This is a genomic window from Oceanicaulis sp., from assembly GCF_965249665.1.
Classification (GTDB): Bacteria; Pseudomonadota; Alphaproteobacteria; order Caulobacterales; family Maricaulaceae; genus Oceanicaulis.
In genome coordinates, this window is record NZ_OZ252247.1 from 2257643 (window position 1) to 2274835 (window position 17193).

The following is a 17193-nucleotide window of genomic DNA, read 5'->3' on the forward strand; positions in this document are numbered from 1 at the left end:
TTCTGGTCCGAATGCGTTATACGACGTACGGGCGCGCGGGGATTCCTGCGCGCCCGTCACGCCGTTAAAGTTTCCTCTGCAGGTTGTTCCGGTCTGGGGCCTGCAGATTGACCGCGACGGGGCACCCCTCAGTCCCTGGCGCGGCACACCAGAACGGGTCTTGGGGGACCTTAGGGTCCTAACGCAAGCGCCAGGCTGATTGAGCCTGCGAAGGGAGCGGAAATGGGTCTGTCGTTTACCGGCAAGAAGCGCATTCGCAAATCGTTCGGACGTATTCCCGGTGCGGTCGAAATGCCGAACCTCATTGAGGTTCAGAAGCACTCCTACGAACAGTTCCTGATGAAGGACACCGCGATCGCGGATCGTCTGGATGAAGGCATGCAGGCGGTGTTCAAGTCCGTGTTCCCGGTGAAGGACTTCTCAGAGCGCGCTCTGCTCGAGTTCGTCTCCTACGAATTCGAACCCCCCAAATACGACGTTGAGGAATGTGTCCAGCGCGACATGACCTATGCAGCGCCGCTGAAGGTCAAGATGCGCCTGATCGTCTTTGATGTGGACGAGGAAACCGGTTCCAAGTCCGTCAAGGACATCAAGGAGCAGGACGTCTATATGGGCGATATCCCGCTCATGACCGACAAGGGCACCTTTGTCGTCAACGGCACCGAACGTGTGATCGTCTCCCAGATGCACCGCAGCCCGGGCGTGTTCTTTGACCACGACCGCGGCAAGACTCACGCCTCGGGCAAATTCCTGTTCGCTGCGCGGATCATTCCCTATCGCGGTTCCTGGTTGGACTTCGAGTTCGACGCCAAGGACATCCTGCACGTGCGCATTGACCGCCGCCGCAAACTGCCGGCGACGACTCTTTTGTACGCCCTGGGCCTCGATAAAGAAGAAATTCTGTCCACCTTCTATGGTCGCGTGACCTATCAGGCGGGCAAGGACGGCTGGACGATGCCGTTCGTGAAGGAACGCTGGCGCGGCCTGAAGCCGTCGCGTGACCTGATCGACGCGAAGACCGGCGAAGTCGTTGCAGCCGCTGGCAAGAAAATCTCTGCTCGCGCCGCCAACAAAATGGCCGAAGAAGGGCTTGAAAGCCTGCTGGTCTCGTCAGAAGAGCTGATGGGCAAGTTCGCGGCCGAAGACCTTGTGAACGCCGAGACCGGTGAGATCTTCGCGGAAGCCGGCGACGAGCTGACCGAAGAAGTCATTGCAGCGGTCACCGAGGCCGGCGTGGACAGCCTGGACGTCCTGGATGTCGACGGCCTGTCCATTGGCGGCCATATGCGCACCACGCTGGCGGCGGACAAGAACGACACCCGCGAGCAGGCGCTGATCGACATCTATCGCGTTATGCGTCCGGGTGAGCCGCCGACTCCGGAAACCGCCGAGGCGCTGTTCGCCGGTCTGTTCTTTGATCCTGAGCGTTACGACCTGTCACCGGTCGGCCGGGTGAAGATGAACATGCGTCTGGATCTTGAGTGTCCGGATGATGTGCGCGTGCTGCGTTCCGAGGACATCATTGAAGTTCTCCGGGTCCTTCTGGACCTGCGCGACGGCAAGGGTGAAATCGACGACATCGATAATCTGGGCAATCGCCGCGTCCGCTCCGTGGGCGAGCTGATGGAAAACCAGTATCGCGTCGGCCTGCTGCGCATGGAGCGCGCCATCAAGGAGCGCATGGGCTCGGTTGATATCGAAACCGTCATGCCGCACGACCTGGTGAACGCCAAGCCGGCCGCGGCGGCCGTGCGTGAATTCTTCGGCTCCTCCCAGTTGTCGCAATTCATGGACCAGACCAACCCGCTGTCGGAAGTCACCCACAAGCGCCGCATGTCCGCGCTTGGCCCGGGAGGTCTGACCCGTGAGCGCGCCGGCTTTGAAGTGCGTGACGTGCACCCGACCCATTATGGCCGGATCTGCCCGATTGAAACGCCTGAAGGCCCGAACATCGGTCTGATCAACTCACTGTCGACCTACGCGCGCGTCAACAAGTACGGCTTCATCGAAAGCCCGTACCGCAAGGTTGAAAACGGCAAGCTCACTGATCAGGTCGACTACCTGTCGGCGATGCAGGAAGCGCGTTTCACCATCGCGCAGGCGAACGCCACCGTGGACGCCGAAACCGGCATGCTGGCGAACGAGTTCGTCAACTGCCGCGTGGGCCCCGGCCGTGACGCGACCCTGATCCCGCGTGAAGACGTGGACTATATCGACGTGTCGCCCAAACAGGTGGTGTCGGTTGCGGCGTCGCTCATTCCGTTCCTGGAAAATGACGACGCCAACCGCGCTCTGATGGGCTCGAACATGCAACGCCAGGCCGTGCCGCTCGTCAAAGCGGAAGCCCCGCTGGTGGGCACCGGCATGGAATCGGTCGTGGCGCGTGATTCCGGCGCGGCCATCGCCGCCCGCCGTGAAGGCGTGGTGGAGCAGGTGGACGCCCAGCGGATCGTGATCCGTGCAGCGGGTGTTGTTGGCGCAGCTGAGTCCGGCGTCGACATCTATCGCCTGTCAAAGTTCCAGCGTTCCAACCAGTCCACAGCCATCAACCAGCGTCCGATCGTGCGCGTGGGCGATGTTGTGCGCGCAGGCGACATCATTGCAGACGGTCCGTCCACGGATCTGGGCGATCTGGCTCTGGGTCGTAACGTGCTCGTCGCGTTCATGCCGTGGAACGGTTACAACTTCGAGGACTCCATCCTCATCTCCGAGCGTATCGTGCGTGACGACGTGTTCACCTCGATCCACCTCGAAGAGTTCGAGGTCATGGCCCGCGACACCAAGCTGGGTCCGGAAGAGATCACCCGTGATATTCCCAACGTAGGCGAGGAAGCTCTGCGCAACCTTGACGAAGCGGGCATCGTGGCGATCGGCGCCGAAGTGGAAGCTGGCGACATTCTGGTGGGTAAGGTGACGCCGAAAGGCGAAAGCCCGATGACGCCGGAAGAAAAGCTTCTGCGCGCCATCTTCGGCGAGAAGGCGTCTGACGTGCGCGACACCTCGCTGCGTCTGCCGCCGGGCACCACCGGCACCATCGTGGAAGTCCGCGTCTTCAATCGTCATGGTGTGGACAAGGACGAACGCGCCATCGCCATCGAGCGTGAAGAGATCGAACGTCTGGGTGAAGACCGGGACGACGAACTCGCCATCCTCGAGCGCGACATCTTCGGTCGTCTGCAGGAAATCCTGATCGGCAAGTCCGCCGTCTCGGGGCCGAAAGGCTTCAAGAAGGGCGAAGTCACCGGTGAGGCGCTGGAAGACGTGCCGACCAGCCAGTGGTGGAAGATCGGCCTGGAAGATGAAGAGGCCATGGGCCGCGTCGAAGCGCTGAAAAAGCAATACGACGAGTCCAAGGCGCGTCTGGACCGCCGCTTCGAAGATAAGGTCGAGAAGCTGCAGCGCGGCGATGAGATGCCTCCGGGCGTGATGAAAATGGTCAAGGTGTTCGTGGCGGTGAAGCGCAAGCTTCAGCCGGGCGACAAAATGGCCGGCCGTCACGGCAACAAGGGTGTGATCTCCAAGATCAATCCGATCGAGGACATGCCGTTCCTGGCGGACGGCACCGCCGTCGATATCGTGCTCAATCCGCTCGGCGTGCCGTCGCGGATGAATGTGGGTCAGATTCTTGAAACCCATCTGGGCTGGGCCTGTAAGGGCCTGGGGCGCCAGATCGGCGAAGCGTATGAAGCCTACAAGCGCACCGGTGATCAGGGCGACCTGAACCAGATGCTGATCAAGGCCTATGGCGAAGATCAGGAGCTGCCGGACGGTGAAGAGGCGCGGGCCGAACTGGGCCGCAACCTCGCCAATGGTGTTCCGATCGCCACACCGGTCTTTGACGGCGCTCGTGAAGACGACATTGTGGATCACCTGCAGCGCGCAGGCTTCGACAAGTCCGGTCAGTCTGTCTTGCATGACGGCCGGACGGGCGATCAGTTCAAGCGTCCGGTGACCGTGGGCATCAAATACCTGCTCAAGCTGCACCACTTGGTGGATGACAAGATCCACGCCCGTTCCATCGGCCCGTACTCGCTGGTCACCCAGCAGCCGCTGGGCGGTAAGGCGCAGTTCGGCGGTCAGCGCTTCGGCGAGATGGAAGTGTGGGCGCTGCAGGCTTACGGCGCCGCCTACACCCTGCAGGAAATGCTGACGGTGAAGTCGGATGACGTTGCGGGCCGCACCAAGGTCTATGAGGCCATTGTGCGCGGCGACAATGCGTTTGAAGCCGGCATCCCTGAAAGCTTCAACGTGCTGGTCAAGGAAATGCGTTCGCTTGGTCTGAATGTGGAGCTGATCAACCAGTAGGTTGCGTCAGTTAGAGCAAGAGAGCGAGTGATCGCGTAGCGGATATCAGATGGCGGAGTCGGCCCCCTCAAACCGGCCCGCCATCGTCACCGTCAAGGAGACGGACCATGAACCAAGAGGTCATGAACATCTTCAATCCTTCCGCCGAAGGCCCGTCCTTCGACCGGATCCGGATTTCGCTGGCCAGCCCGGAGAAAATTCTCTCCTGGTCCTTCGGCGAGGTGAAGAAGCCTGAGACGATCAACTACCGGACGTTCAAGCCTGAACGCGACGGTTTGTTCTGCGCCCGTATTTTCGGCCCGATCAAGGACTATGAGTGCCTGTGCGGCAAGTACAAGCGCATCAAGTACAAGGGCATTATCTGCGAGAAGTGCGGCGTTGAAGTCACCCTGGCGCGCGTGCGCCGTGAGCGCATGGGCCATATCGAGCTCGCTGCGCCGGTGGCTCACATCTGGTTCCTGAAATCACTGCCGTCCCGGATCTCGCTGTTCCTGGACATGGCCCTGAAGGATGTGGAGCGTGTGCTCTACTTTGAAGGCTATGTGGTCATCGAGCCGGGCCTGACCCCGCTTCAGAAGCAACAGATCCTCACCGAGGAAGAGTATTACGAAGCCGTCGACGAGTACGGCGAGGACGCCTTCACCGCCGGCATCGGCGCGGAAGCCATCCGTGAAATCCTCTCCACGATGGATCTGGAAAAAGAAGTGGAGAAGATGCGTGAGGAGATGGGTGAAACCGGCTCCGAGTTGAAGCTGAAAAAGCTCGCCAAGCGCACCAAGCTCATCGAATCCTTCATGTTCTCCGGCAACAAGCCGGAGTGGATGATCCTGACTATTGTGCCGGTCATTCCGCCGGAACTGCGCCCGCTCGTCCCGCTGGACGGCGGCCGGTTCGCCACGTCGGACCTTAATGACCTCTATCGCCGGGTCATCAACCGCAACAACCGCCTCAAGCGCCTGATCGAGCTGCGCGCGCCGGACATCATCATCCGGAACGAAAAGCGGATGTTGCAAGAATCCGTCGACGCCCTGTTCGACAATGGCCGTCGGGGGCGTGTGATCACCGGCGCCAACAAGCGTCCGCTGAAATCGCTGTCCGACATGCTCAAGGGCAAGCAGGGCCGGTTCCGTCAAAACCTGCTCGGCAAGCGCGTGGACTATTCCGGTCGTTCCGTGATCGTGGTGGGCCCCGAGCTGAAACTGCACGAGTGCGGCCTGCCCAAGAAGATGGCGCTGGAGCTGTTCAAGCCCTTCATCTATGCGCGTCTTGACGCCAAGGGCCTGTCCGGCACCGTCAAACAATCCAAGAAGATGGTGGAAAAAGAGCGCCCGGAAGTCTGGGATGTTCTGGACGAGGTCATCCGCGAACACCCGGTCATGCTGAACCGGGCGCCGACCCTGCACCGTCTGGGCATCCAGGCCTTTGAACCCAAGCTGATCGAAGGCAAGGCCATCCAGCTGCACCCGCTGGTCTGTGCCGCGTTCAACGCCGACTTTGACGGCGACCAGATGGCCGTGCACGTGCCGCTGAGCCTTGAGGCCCAGCTGGAAGCGCGCGTCCTGATGATGTCCACGAACAACATCCTGTCGCCCGCCAACGGCAAGCCGATCATCGTGCCGTCCCAGGACATCGTGCTGGGTCTGTACTATCTGTCGATCGTCAAGGACAAAGAGCCGGGCGAAGGCATGGTCTTCGGCTCCATGGGCGAGCTTGAGGCCGCGCTGGATTCCGGCATCGTGACCCTGCACGCCAAGATCAAGGCGCGCTATTCCGGCGTTGATCCGGAGGGCAATGAATACACCAAGGTCATCGACACCACCCCTGGACGCATGAAGCTGCTTGAGCACCTGCCCAAGCACCCGGAAGTGCAGCCGGATGTGCTGGATGGTCTTCTGACCAAGAAAGCTGTCGGCGGCCTGATCGACATCGTCTATCGCCATACCGGCCAGAAGGCGACCGTGATCTTCTGCGACAAGATCATGGCCCTGGGCTTCAAGGAAGCGGCGCGCGCCGGCATTTCCTTTGGCAAGGATGACATGTTGATCCCGGACGCCAAGAAAGACCTGGTGGGCGAAACCCGCGCGCTGGTCGGCGATTACGAGCAGCAATATGTGGACGGCCTGATCACCAAGGGTGAGAAGTACAACAAGGTCGTTGACGCCTGGGCGAAGTGCACCGACAAGGTGGCCGACGCCATGTATGACGAGATCTCCAAGCCGGTCAAAGACGATGACGGCCGCGACGGTGAAGTGAACTCGGTCTACATGATGGCCCATTCGGGCGCGCGGGGTTCCAAAAACCAGATGAAACAGCTCGCCGGGATGCGGGGCCTGATGGCCCGTCCGGACGGCTCGATCATTGAAACGCCGATCATCTCGAACTTTAAAGAAGGCCTGACGGTTCTGGAGTACTTCAACTCCACCCACGGCGCTCGTAAGGGTCTGGCTGACACCGCGCTGAAGACGGCGAACTCAGGCTATCTCACCCGTCGTCTCGTCGACGTGGCGCAGGACTGCATTGTCACCGAGTTTGATTGCGGCACCTCACAGGGCATCACCCTGGGCGCCGTGGTCAATGGCGGCGACATCGTCGAGCCGCTCAGCCAGCGCATTCTGGGCCGCAACACTGCGGAAGCGGTCAAGGATCCGTCCACGGGCGAAGTTCTGGCTCCGGCGGATACGTATCTGGATGAAGAGCTGTCCCTGGCGCTCGAAGCGGCTGGCGTCAGCACCATCAAGGTGCGTTCGCCGCTGACGTGTGAAACCCGCGTTGGCGTCTGCGCCACCTGTTACGGACGTGACCTGGCGCGCGGCACCAAGGTGAATATGGGCGAAGCGATCGGCGTGATCGCGGCTCAGTCCATCGGCGAGCCGGGCACCCAGCTGACCATGCGGACCTTCCACATCGGCGGTACGGCGCAGGTGTCCGAGCAGTCCTTCATCGAAGCCACTCATGAAGGCAAGGTCGCCTTTGTGGAGCGCAATACGGTGCAGGCCTCTGACGGCTCTTTCATCGTGCTGAGCCGGAACATGCAGGTTCAGATCACCGATCAGGACGGCAATCCGCTCGAGACCTACAAGCTGCAATACGGCGCCAAATTGCGCGTTGATGCGGGCGAGAAGGTCAAGCGCGGCGCGCGTCTGGCCGAATGGGATCCGTACACCATGCCGATCGTCACCGAAGCGGGCGGCAAGGTGAAGCTGATCGACATCATCGATGGCCTGTCGGTGAAAGAAGATGTCGACGAAGCCACCGGCATCGCCTCGAAAGTGGTCGTCGACTGGCGAGGCACTGGCACCAAGTCGGCGTCCATCCAGCCCGCCATGGTGATCGAGGACGCCAATGGCGAGCCGGTCAAACTGGCTGACAAGGCGGCGAACTACATGCTGTCCGTGGGCGCCATTCTCTCGGTCAATGACGGCGACACGGTTCAGCCCGGTGATGTGCTGGCCCGTATCCCGACCGAGGGCGCCAAGACCCGCGACATCACCGGTGGTCTGCCGCGTGTGGCCGAGCTGTTCGAAGCGCGTCGTCCGAAAGACCACGCCGTCATCGCCGAGATGACGGGCCGTGTGGAATTCGGCCGTGACTACAAGAACAAGCGCCGCATCTCCATCACGCCGGAAGGCGATGATGCGGAAGCTGTCGAATACCTGGTGCCAAAGGGCAAACACCTGACGGTCCAGGAAGGCGACATCATCCAGCGGGGCGAATATCTACTCGACGGCAACCCGGCGCCGCACGATATCTTGCGGATCCTGGGCGTCGAGGCGTTGGCCGATTACCTGATCAATGAGATCCAGGAAGTCTATCGCCTGCAGGGCGTACCGATTAACGACAAGCACATCGAAGTGATTGTCCGGCAGATGCTGCAGAAGATGGAAATCACCAATCCGGGCGATTCCGGCTATCTCAATGGCGAGCAAGTCGACAAGATCGAGTGGCTTGAAACCAACGAGAAGCTGGAAGCGGAAGGCAAGCGTCCGTCCGTTGCGGACCCGGTTCTGCTGGGGATCACCAAGGCCTCGCTCCAGACCCGTTCCTTCATCTCGGCGGCGTCCTTCCAGGAGACCACCCGCGTGCTCACCGAAGCGTCGGTGCAGGGCAAGGTGGACACCCTTGAGGGCCTGAAAGAGAACGTGATCGTGGGCCGTCTGATCCCGGCCGGCACCGGCTCGATGATGCGCGAGTATCAGGTCGAGGCGGATGCGCGTGACGAAGCGCGGATCGCAGAGCAGAAGAAAGCCGTGAAGAGCGGCGATGAGGCCCTGCCGGCCGAAATCGCTGAAGCAGCGGCTGAAGAAGCGCGTAGCGAAGACTGATCCTTCGCTCGGATCTGAAATAAGCCCGTCAGCCTCGGCTGGCGGGCTTTTTCATGTACAGGGCAGGGGCGGGGCGTTCAGGAGAATCGCACTCGTGTGTTTTAAGGGGCGTGATGTGAGGAAATCAGTGCTCGACGGGTCTTGGAAACTTCGGCCGGAGCGGCCCTGACAGTGACTGAAGTCCCTCCTAGCGTTGAAATGCCTCGATAGATCAAGCGAAACCCACGCGATTTCCGCAACTTGCCCAGCCTGCAAATTTCCCGTGAAGGTGAGCTTGACGGAATGGCCTGCTCTGAGTAGGTTCCGCGCTCGATTTCGGGGGTGAGCCGTAATCCGTCCTGAGTCCGTTATGGATGCTTGGAACGGGTTAGACGTCGCCCGAAACAGACACATACAAGCTTCAACACCGTCCGCGGACGAACGGCACCAGTCGTCGCGCCCCGGTCGGGTTTTCGCGTCTTTGGTGCGCCTTTAGACGGGAAGACAGGAACAGGAACGGATAGAGGCCTGATGCCTACAGTTAACCAGCTCATCCGCAAACCGCGGAAAGACAAGCCGAAGCGGAACAAGGTTCCCGCGCTTCAGGCGTGCCCGCAACGCCGTGGCGTTTGCACGCGCGTTTACACCACGACCCCGAAAAAGCCGAACTCGGCGCTTCGTAAAGTCGCCAAGGTTCGCCTGACGAACGGCTATGATGTCGTGAGCTACATTCCGGGCGAAGGTCACAACCTGCAAGAACACTCTGTCGTGCTCATCCGCGGCGGCCGTGTGAAAGACTTGCCGGGCGTGCGTTACCACATCCTGCGCGGCGTTCTGGACACCCAGGGCGTTAAAGACCGTCGTCAGCGTCGTTCGAAATACGGCGCCAAGCGTCCGAAATAAGGAGAGGCGTTCATGTCTCGTCGTCACCGCGCTGAAAAGCGCGAGATTCTACCCGACCCGAAATTCGGTGATCGCGATCTGACCAAGTTCATGAACTACATCATGATCGACGGTAAGAAATCCGCCGCTGAAGCCATCATCTACGGCGCCCTCGACATTGTTGAGGAAAAAGTGAAGCGCGAACCTGTGCGCGTCTTCCACGAAGCCCTGGACAATGTGGCTCCGGAAATCGAAGTGCGCTCCCGCCGGGTCGGCGGCGCCACGTACCAGGTTCCGGTTGAGGTTCGCCCCGATCGCCGCAAGGCTCTGGCCATTCGCTGGCTGGCGGCTGCAGCGCGCAACCGTAACGAAAACACCATGCGCGAGCGCCTTGCCGCTGAGCTCATGGACGCCGCTTCCAACCGCGGCTCTTCGGTCAAAAAGCGTGAAGACACGCACAAGATGGCCGAAGCCAACCGCGCGTTCGCGCATTACCGCTGGTAATTTCCAGCCTGACGCTTGCCTCCTGATCTAAGGACCCTCCCCATGGCCCGCGACTACAAAATCGAGGACTACCGCAACTTCGGCATCATGGCGCACATCGATGCCGGCAAGACCACCACGACCGAGCGGATCCTCTTCTACACCGGCAAATCGCACAAAATCGGCGAAGTGCACGATGGCGCCGCCACCATGGATTGGATGGAGCAGGAGCAGGAGCGTGGCATCACGATCACGTCTGCTGCGACGACCTGTTTCTGGAAAGAAAAGCGTCTGAACATCATCGACACCCCCGGCCACGTGGACTTCACCATTGAAGTTGAGCGTTCGCTGCGGGTGCTTGACGGTGCTGTGTGCTGCCTGGACGCCAACGCCGGCGTCGAGCCTCAGACCGAAACGGTCTGGCGTCAGGCTGACAAGTACAAAGTCCCGCGGATGATCTTCATCAACAAGATGGACAAGCTCGGCGCGGACTTCTTCAACTGCGTCGACATGATCAAGGATCGTCTGGGCGCCACCCCGCTTTGCGTTCAGCTGCCGATCGGCTCTGAAAGCGAGTTTGAAGGCCTGATCGATCTGGTCGCCATGAAAGAGCTGGTCTGGATGGGCGAAAACCTGGGTGCGACCTGGGAAGTGCGCGACATCCGCCCGGAACTGGCCGACAAGGCCGCTGAGTACCGCGAAGCGCTGGTCGAGACCGCCGTCGAGCAGGACGAAGCGGCGATGGAAGCCTATCTGGAAGGCGAGGAGCCGTCTGAAGAGCTTCTGAAGACGCTGATCCGCAAGGGCACTATCTCTTTGGCGTTCAACCCGATCCTGTGCGGCACCGCGTTCAAGAACAAAGGCGTTCAGCCGTTGCTCGATGGCGTTGTGGACTTCCTGCCGTCTCCGGTGGAAGTGGCTGCGATCAAGGGCATTGACGCGAAGACCGAAGAGCCGACCACCCGCAAGCCGTCTGATGACGAGCCGCTGGGCCTGCTGGCCTTCAAGATCATGAACGACCCGTTTGTGGGCTCGCTCACCTTCTGCCGCATCTATTCGGGCACCTTGTCCACCGGTCAGACGGTGCTGAACACGGTGAAAGAGAAAAAAGAACGCGTCGGCCGTATGTTGCTGATGCACTCCAACTCTCGTGAAGACATCAAGGACGCGTATGCCGGCGACATCGTCGCTATCGCGGGTCTGAAAGACACCACCACGGGCGACACCCTGTGTGATCCGGCGCACCCGGTGATCCTGGAGCGCATGGAGTTCCCCGATCCGGTGATCGAGATCGCCATCGAGCCCAAATCCAAGGGCGACCAGGAGAAGCTCGGCGTGGCTCTGGCGCGTCTGGCGGCTGAAGATCCGTCTTTCCGCGTTTTCTCTGACGAGGAATCCGGCCAGACCATCATCGCCGGCATGGGCGAATTGCACCTGGACATCCTGGTCGATCGCATGCGCCGCGAGTTCAAGGTGGAAGCGAATGTGGGCCAGCCGCAGGTGGCTTATCGCGAAACCGTCGGTGTTGCGCACACGGTTGACTACACCCACAAGAAGCAGTCGGGTGGTTCGGGTCAGTTCGCTCGGATCAAGCTGGAAATCGAACCGGTCGAGCCGGGCGAAGGGTTCTCCTTTGACTCCAAGATCGTCGGCGGCTCCGTGCCCAAGGAATACATCCCGGGCGTTGAAAAAGGTCTGAACTCGGTGCGTGAAACCGGCCTTCTGGCAGGCTTCCCGATGATCGACTTCAAAGTGACCCTTGTTGACGGCGCGTATCACGACGTCGACTCCAGCGTTATGGCCTTTGAAATCGCCGCTCGCGCTGCGCTTCGTGAAGCGAAGTCTTCGCTGAAGATGAAGCTGCTCGAGCCGATCATGAAAGTCGAAGTGGTGACGCCGGACGAGTATACCGGTTCGGTCATCGGCGACCTGAACTCCCGCCGCGGTCAGATCCGCGACCAGGAAATGCGCGGCAACGCCACGGTTGTGAACGCTTTCGTGCCGCTGGCGAACATGTTCGGGTACGTGAACAATCTGCGTTCGGCCACTCAGGGGCGCGCCCAGTTCACCATGCAGTTCGACCACTATGAGCCGGTGCCGCAAGCTGTCGCCGACGAAGTGATCTCCAAAATCGCGTAATTCGGATCTTCATCGATCTAGTGAAAAGACGCCTGTCCGAAGAGTAGGAAGAGACAATGGCCAAGGAAAAGTTTGAGCGTACGAAACCGCATGCCAATATTGGCACGATTGGTCACGTTGACCACGGCAAGACGACGCTGACCGCCGCGATCACCAAATACTTTGGTGACTTCCGCGCGTATGACCAGATTGACGGAGCGCCTGAAGAGAAGGCGCGCGGCATCACGATTTCGACGGCGCACGTTGAGTATGAGACCGAAGGTCGTCACTACGCGCACGTGGATTGCCCGGGTCACGCTGACTATGTGAAGAACATGATCACGGGCGCGGCGCAGATGGACGGCGCGATTCTGGTTGTGAACGCGGCAGACGGCCCGATGCCGCAGACGCGCGAGCACATTCTTCTGGCGCGCCAGGTTGGCGTTCCGGCTCTGGTTGTGTTCCTGAACAAGGTTGACCAGGTCGACGACGAAGAGCTTCTGGAGCTTGTGGAGATGGAAGTTCGCGAACTTCTGTCCTCTTACGACTTCCCGGGCGACGACATTCCGATTGTTGCGGGCTCTGCGCTGGCGGCGATGGAAGGCCGTGATCCCGAGATTGGCGAGAACAAGATCAAGGAATTGATGGCGGCTGTGGATGAATACATCCCGACCCCTGAGCGTCCGGTTGATCAGGCGTTCCTGATGCCGATCGAGGACGTGTTCTCGATTTCGGGCCGCGGCACGGTTGTGACCGGCCGTATCGAGCGCGGCATCATCCATGTGGGCGACGAGATCGAGATCATCGGTCTGCGCGACACGGTGAAGACGACGTGTACGGGCGTTGAGATGTTCCGCAAGCTGCTCGACCAGGGCGAAGCGGGCGACAATGTGGGCCTTCTGCTGCGCGGCATTGACCGTGAGGGCGTTGAGCGCGGCCAGGTTCTGGCCAAGCCGGGTTCGATCACGCCGCACGCGAAGTTCGAAGCCGAGGCTTACATCCTGACCAAGGAAGAGGGTGGCCGTCACACGCCGTTCTTCTCCAACTATCGTCCGCAGTTCTACTTCCGCACGACGGATGTGACCGGTGTTGTGACCTTGAAAGAGGGCACCGAGATGGTGATGCCGGGCGACAATGTTGAAGTGTCTGTGGAGCTGATCACCCCGATCGCGATGGAAGAGAAGCTTCGCTTCGCCATCCGCGAAGGCGGCCGCACTGTGGGCGCTGGCGTGGTGTCCAAGATCACCGACTAAGCGCACGCGCTGCTCGCAGCGCACTGCAAAGATCAACGCCCCGGAGCCACGCTCCGGGGCGTTTTTCGTTGGGGGTGGCGCTGTGATCAGAACTCTTGAACTGACTGGACGATCTGGGCTGGGGCATGCGCCTGCGCCGGTGTTCATGCCGGGACAAGCCGATTGTCACTTTGGCCATCCACATATGTCCGAACCCGCAGCCAACGCTGTCCTTGAGGGGGTATGCAGCGCGATGAGCCGTCAGCAAAGCCTGGCCAGACGGGCGGCGGGGTGCATGGTCATGCCTGGAGCGACTGTCTACCGCTGAGGCGCATCTGGAATTCGCTGAGATCAGCGGTTGTTCAGAGGCGGGCGAAGCGCTACTACACACGGGTTAGCGCCGAGTCACTTGGCGCCCCAGACGTCTATGGCGTCGTTTAAGCTCTTTGACAGCCCGTAAGGGCGATCAAAATCCCCGTCTTTGCGCAGTGCGCACCTGACGAAGAGTTTAAACTGCCGATCTGGTGGTGAATCTTGTGGCAGGGTGTTGACGGGGAGGGGCGCAGCGCGTATTGCACGGTCCCTCTGATGAGCTGGCAGTGTCCTTTGGGCAAACGCAGTTCTTCGAAGCGATAAAAATTTGGATTGCAAGAGCTGCCGGGGCGAAACGTCCTTTGCGCGGCTCTTGTGCATGTTGGGACCGGACCGATGGCGCAACAAAACATCAGAATCCGCCTGAAGGCGTTCGACCACCGCGTGCTCGACACTTCGGCGCGTGAGATCGTATCCACGGCTAAGCGCACCGGCGCGAATGTGCGTGGCCCGATTCCGCTGCCGACGCGGCTGGAGAAATTTACTGTTCTGCGCGGTCCGCACATCGACAAGAAGTCGCGTGAACAGTTCGAAATCCGCACTCACAAGCGGATGCTGGACATCGTAGACCCCACTCCGCAGACCGTGGACGCGCTGATGAAGCTCGACCTGTCTGCCGGCGTGGACGTCGAGATCAAGCTGGGAGCGTAGGGCCATGAAGCAGGCTGCATCCATGCGCACCGGCCTACTGGCCAAGAAGCTGGGCATGACGCGCGTCTTCTCTGAAGACGGCAACCATGTTCCGGTGACCGTGCTTCACCTGGACGGGCTCCAGGTGGTCGCACAGCGCACCTCCGATACCGATGGCTACACCGCAGTCCAGCTGGGCGCGGGCCAGGCCAAGGCGAAGCGTACCTCCAAGGCGATGCGCGGCCATTTTGCGAAGGCTTCTGTTGAGCCCAAGCGCAAGCTGGTTGAGTTCCGCGTGCCGGAAGACGCGCTGATCGAAACGGGCTCCGCCCTGTCTGCCGAGCACTTTGTGGTCGGTCAGAAGGTGGACGTGTCCGGCACCTCGATCGGCAAGGGTTTTGCTGGCGGCATGAAGCGTTGGAACTTTGGTGGTCTGCGCGCCTCGCACGGCGTGTCGATCTCTCACCGTTCCCACGGTTCGACCGGTCAGTGTCAGGATCCGGGCAAGGTCTTCAAGGGCAAGAAAATGGCCGGTCACCTCGGTTCCGAGCGTGTCACCATCCAGAGCCTTGAGATCGTCCGGGTGGACGCTGAGCGCGGTCTGGTGCTGGTGAAGGGCGCTGTTCCGGGCTCCAAGCAGGGCTGGGTCGAAATTCGCGACGCCGTCAAAGGTGTGGGCGTTGACGATCTGCCGTACCCGGCAAAGCTGATCGAAGCTGCTGAGCAGGCTCCGGCCGAGGCTCCGGCTGCGGCTCAAGAAGCCCAGGACGAAGGGGCTAACTGATGAAACTTGATGTTGTGACGCTCGACGCCGGCAAGGCTGGCTCGATTGATCTCTCCGACGCCGTGTTCGGTATCGAAGAGATCCGCGCGGACATCCTCCAGCGCGCCGTCAAGTGGCAGCTGTCGCGCCGCCAGGCCGGCACCCACAAGACGAAAGAGCGCGGTGAGATCGCCCGCACCAAGAAGAAGTTTGGTCGCCAGAAAGGCGGCGGCGGCGCCCGTCACGGTTCGCGCAACGCCCCGATCTTTGTGGGCGGCGGCGTGGCTCATGGCGCGCGCGTTCGCTCTCACGCGACCGAGCTGCCGAAAAAAGTGCGCGCTATGGCGCTCAAGCACGCCCTGTCCTCCAAGGCTGGCTCCAAGCAGCTGGTGATCCTGGATGAGGCGCGCCTGGACGCTGCGAAAACCAAGACCCTGATCGAGAAGTTCTCGAAGCTGGGCCTGGCCAAAGCGCTGATCATTGATGGCGAGACGCTGGACGAGAACTTCGCCCGCGCCGCTCGCAACATTCCGCTGATCAATGTTTTGCCGGCGCAAGGCTTGAACGTTTACGACGTGCTGCGTTGTGACGTGCTGGTCCTGACCAAGGCGGCTGTCGAGAAGATCAATGAGCGGCTTGCGCCGCAGGAGGCTGCGTAACATGCCCGCTGCTCGCCATTACGACACCATTCTGTCGCCGGTGATCACCGAGAAGGCGACCATTCTCTCTGAAGAGAACAAGGTCGTGTTCCGTGTGCCGCTGTCTGCGAACAAGAAAGAAATCGCCGAGGCGATCGAGGAGCTGTTCAAGGTCAAAGTGAAGGCCGTGAACACACTCGTTCAAAAAGGCAAAACCAAACGTTTCCGCGGCATTGCGGGCAAACGTGATGACGTCAAAAAGGCGGTTGTGACCCTTGAAGAGGGCCACTCCATCGACGTCAGCACCGGCCTGTAAGCGCGGGCAGAGGAGAGAGAACCATGGCTCTGAAGACTTTCAAGCCGACCTCGCCTGGCCGCCGCGCACTCGTGCTGGTGGACAAATCCGGGCTGCATTCGGGTCGCCCCGAGAAGACGCTCGTCGAGGGTCTGCACAAATCCGGCGGTCGTAACAACACCGGTCGCATCACGTCGCGTCGTCGCGGCGGCGGCGCCAAGAAGCTCTATCGCGTCATCGACTTCAAACGTCGCAAGTTTGATGTTCCGGCGACCGTTGAGCGTCTGGAATACGACCCGAACCGCACCGCCTTCATCGCACTGATCAAGTACGAAGACGGCGAGCTGGCTTACATCTTGGCTCCGCAGCGTCTGTCTGCCGGCGACACCGTCGTCGCGGGCGAGCGCGTTGACGTGAAGCCGGGCAATGCAATGCCGCTCAAGAGCATGCCGGTCGGCACCATCATCCACAATGTTGAGCTCAAGCCGCTCAAGGGCGGCCAAGTGGCCCGCTCCGCCGGCGCCTATGCTCAGCTGGTGGGACGTGACGCAGGTTACGCTCAGGTTCGCCTGATGAGCGGTGAGCTACGCATGGTCCATCAAGATTGTATGGCCACTGTCGGCGCTGTGTCGAACTCTGACCATTTGAATACCAATCTGGGTAAAGCCGGCCGCAAGCGCCACATGGGCAAACGCCCGGCGGTTCGCGGTGTGGCCATGAACCCGGTGGATCACCCCCATGGCGGCGGCGAAGGTCGCACCTCGGGCGGTCGTCACCCGGTCACCCCGTGGGGCAAACCGACCAAGGGTCGTAAAACCCGGTCGAACAAATCCACCGATAAATTCATCATTCGCTCGCGCCACGAGCGCAAGAAACGCTAAGGGACGGCTGCGCCATGCCTCGTTCTGTCTGGAAAGGTCCGTTTGTCGACGGATACCTCCTGAAGAAAGCCGATGCTGCTCATGATGCCGGCCGCAAGCAGGCGATCAAAACCTGGTCGCGTCGCTCGACGATCATGCCGCAGTTTGTGGGTCTGACCTTCCAGGTCCACAACGGCAACAAATTCATTCCGGTTCTCGTCTCCGAAGAGATGGTCGGTCACAAGTTGGGCGAATTCGCTCCGACGCGGACCTATTACGGCCACGCGGCGGACAAGAAAGCCAAGAGGAAGTAA

Annotated in this window: 12 protein-coding genes; all 12 read left to right on the forward strand. The window is 60.7% G+C overall.

Features of this window, described 5'->3' with window-relative positions; translation table 11 throughout:
• Positions 1–222 precede the first annotated feature (222 nt).
• A complete protein-coding gene (gene rpoB / locus ACP154_RS10840; protein ID WP_107712984.1) occupies positions 223–4305 on the forward strand; it encodes a DNA-directed RNA polymerase subunit beta in 4083 nt (1360 codons plus the stop codon).
• Between the two features lie 107 nt (positions 4306–4412).
• The gene (gene rpoC, locus ACP154_RS10845; protein WP_107712985.1) at positions 4413–8627 is read left to right on the forward strand and encodes a DNA-directed RNA polymerase subunit beta'; all 4215 of its coding nucleotides are present in this window, start codon (positions 4413–4415) and stop codon (positions 8625–8627) included.
• A gap of 510 nt (positions 8628–9137) precedes the next feature.
• A complete protein-coding gene (rpsL, locus tag ACP154_RS10850) occupies positions 9138–9509 on the forward strand; it encodes a 30S ribosomal protein S12 (RefSeq protein WP_421859264.1) in 372 nt (123 codons plus the stop codon).
• A 12-nt stretch (positions 9510–9521) separates the two neighbouring features.
• Entirely contained in the window at positions 9522–9992 is a 471-nt protein-coding gene (rpsG, locus tag ACP154_RS10855; protein ID WP_107712986.1) for a 30S ribosomal protein S7, read from the forward strand.
• Positions 9993–10034: 42 nt separating this feature from the next.
• Positions 10035–12110 carry an elongation factor G gene (gene fusA, locus ACP154_RS10860; RefSeq protein ID WP_107712987.1) on the forward strand — a complete coding sequence of 692 codons (2076 nt, stop codon included), beginning with the start codon at positions 10035–10037 and terminating at the stop codon, positions 12108–12110.
• 56 nt (positions 12111–12166) lie between these two features.
• Positions 12167–13342, forward strand: coding sequence for an elongation factor Tu (gene tuf / locus ACP154_RS10865; RefSeq protein WP_133723070.1), 1176 nt, complete (start codon positions 12167–12169; stop codon positions 13340–13342).
• Positions 13343–14029: 687 nt separating this feature from the next.
• Positions 14030–14344 (forward strand): 30S ribosomal protein S10, encoded by a 315-nt coding sequence (rpsJ, locus tag ACP154_RS10870; RefSeq protein ID WP_022699743.1) that lies wholly within the window; start codon positions 14030–14032, stop codon positions 14342–14344.
• 22 nt (positions 14345–14366) lie between these two features.
• Entirely contained in the window at positions 14367–15107 is a 741-nt protein-coding gene (gene rplC, locus ACP154_RS10875; protein ID WP_107713696.1) for a 50S ribosomal protein L3, read from the forward strand.
• Entirely contained in the window at positions 15107–15745 is a 639-nt protein-coding gene (rplD, locus tag ACP154_RS10880) for a 50S ribosomal protein L4 (RefSeq protein ID WP_421859259.1), read from the forward strand. The genes rplC and rplD overlap by 1 nt, the downstream gene beginning before the upstream one ends.
• A 1-nt stretch (position 15746) precedes the next feature.
• The gene (locus tag ACP154_RS10885) at positions 15747–16040 is read left to right on the forward strand and encodes a 50S ribosomal protein L23 (RefSeq protein WP_022699740.1); all 294 of its coding nucleotides are present in this window, start codon (positions 15747–15749) and stop codon (positions 16038–16040) included.
• Between the two features lie 23 nt (positions 16041–16063).
• Positions 16064–16900, forward strand: a complete 837-nt coding sequence (gene rplB, locus ACP154_RS10890) for a 50S ribosomal protein L2 (RefSeq protein ID WP_107712990.1) — start codon at positions 16064–16066, stop codon at positions 16898–16900.
• A gap of 14 nt (positions 16901–16914) precedes the next feature.
• Positions 16915–17193 (forward strand): 30S ribosomal protein S19, encoded by a 279-nt coding sequence (gene rpsS, locus ACP154_RS10895; RefSeq protein WP_022699738.1) that lies wholly within the window; start codon positions 16915–16917, stop codon positions 17191–17193.

Excerpts from the sequence above, each read along its gene's own strand:
- ACP154_RS10885 (WP_022699740.1), top strand. The coding sequence starts at position 15,747 with ATGCCCGCTGCTCGCCATTACGACACCATTCTGTCGCCGGTGATCACC.
- rplD (WP_421859259.1), top strand. The coding sequence starts at position 15,107 with ATGAAACTTGATGTTGTGACGCTCGACGCCGGCAAGGCTGGCTCGATT.
- rpsJ (WP_022699743.1), top strand. The coding sequence starts at position 14,030 with ATGGCGCAACAAAACATCAGAATCCGCCTGAAGGCGTTCGACCACCGC.
- tuf (WP_133723070.1), top strand. The coding sequence starts at position 12,167 with ATGGCCAAGGAAAAGTTTGAGCGTACGAAACCGCATGCCAATATTGGC.
- rplC (WP_107713696.1), top strand. The coding sequence starts at position 14,367 with ATGCGCACCGGCCTACTGGCCAAGAAGCTGGGCATGACGCGCGTCTTC.
- rpsG (WP_107712986.1), top strand. The coding sequence starts at position 9,522 with ATGTCTCGTCGTCACCGCGCTGAAAAGCGCGAGATTCTACCCGACCCG.
- rpsS (WP_022699738.1), top strand. The coding sequence starts at position 16,915 with ATGCCTCGTTCTGTCTGGAAAGGTCCGTTTGTCGACGGATACCTCCTG.
- fusA (WP_107712987.1), top strand. The coding sequence starts at position 10,035 with ATGGCCCGCGACTACAAAATCGAGGACTACCGCAACTTCGGCATCATG.
- rpsL (WP_421859264.1), top strand. The coding sequence starts at position 9,138 with ATGCCTACAGTTAACCAGCTCATCCGCAAACCGCGGAAAGACAAGCCG.
- rplB (WP_107712990.1), top strand. The coding sequence starts at position 16,064 with ATGGCTCTGAAGACTTTCAAGCCGACCTCGCCTGGCCGCCGCGCACTC.
- rpoC (WP_107712985.1), top strand. The coding sequence starts at position 4,413 with ATGAACCAAGAGGTCATGAACATCTTCAATCCTTCCGCCGAAGGCCCG.
- rpoB (WP_107712984.1), top strand. The coding sequence starts at position 223 with ATGGGTCTGTCGTTTACCGGCAAGAAGCGCATTCGCAAATCGTTCGGA.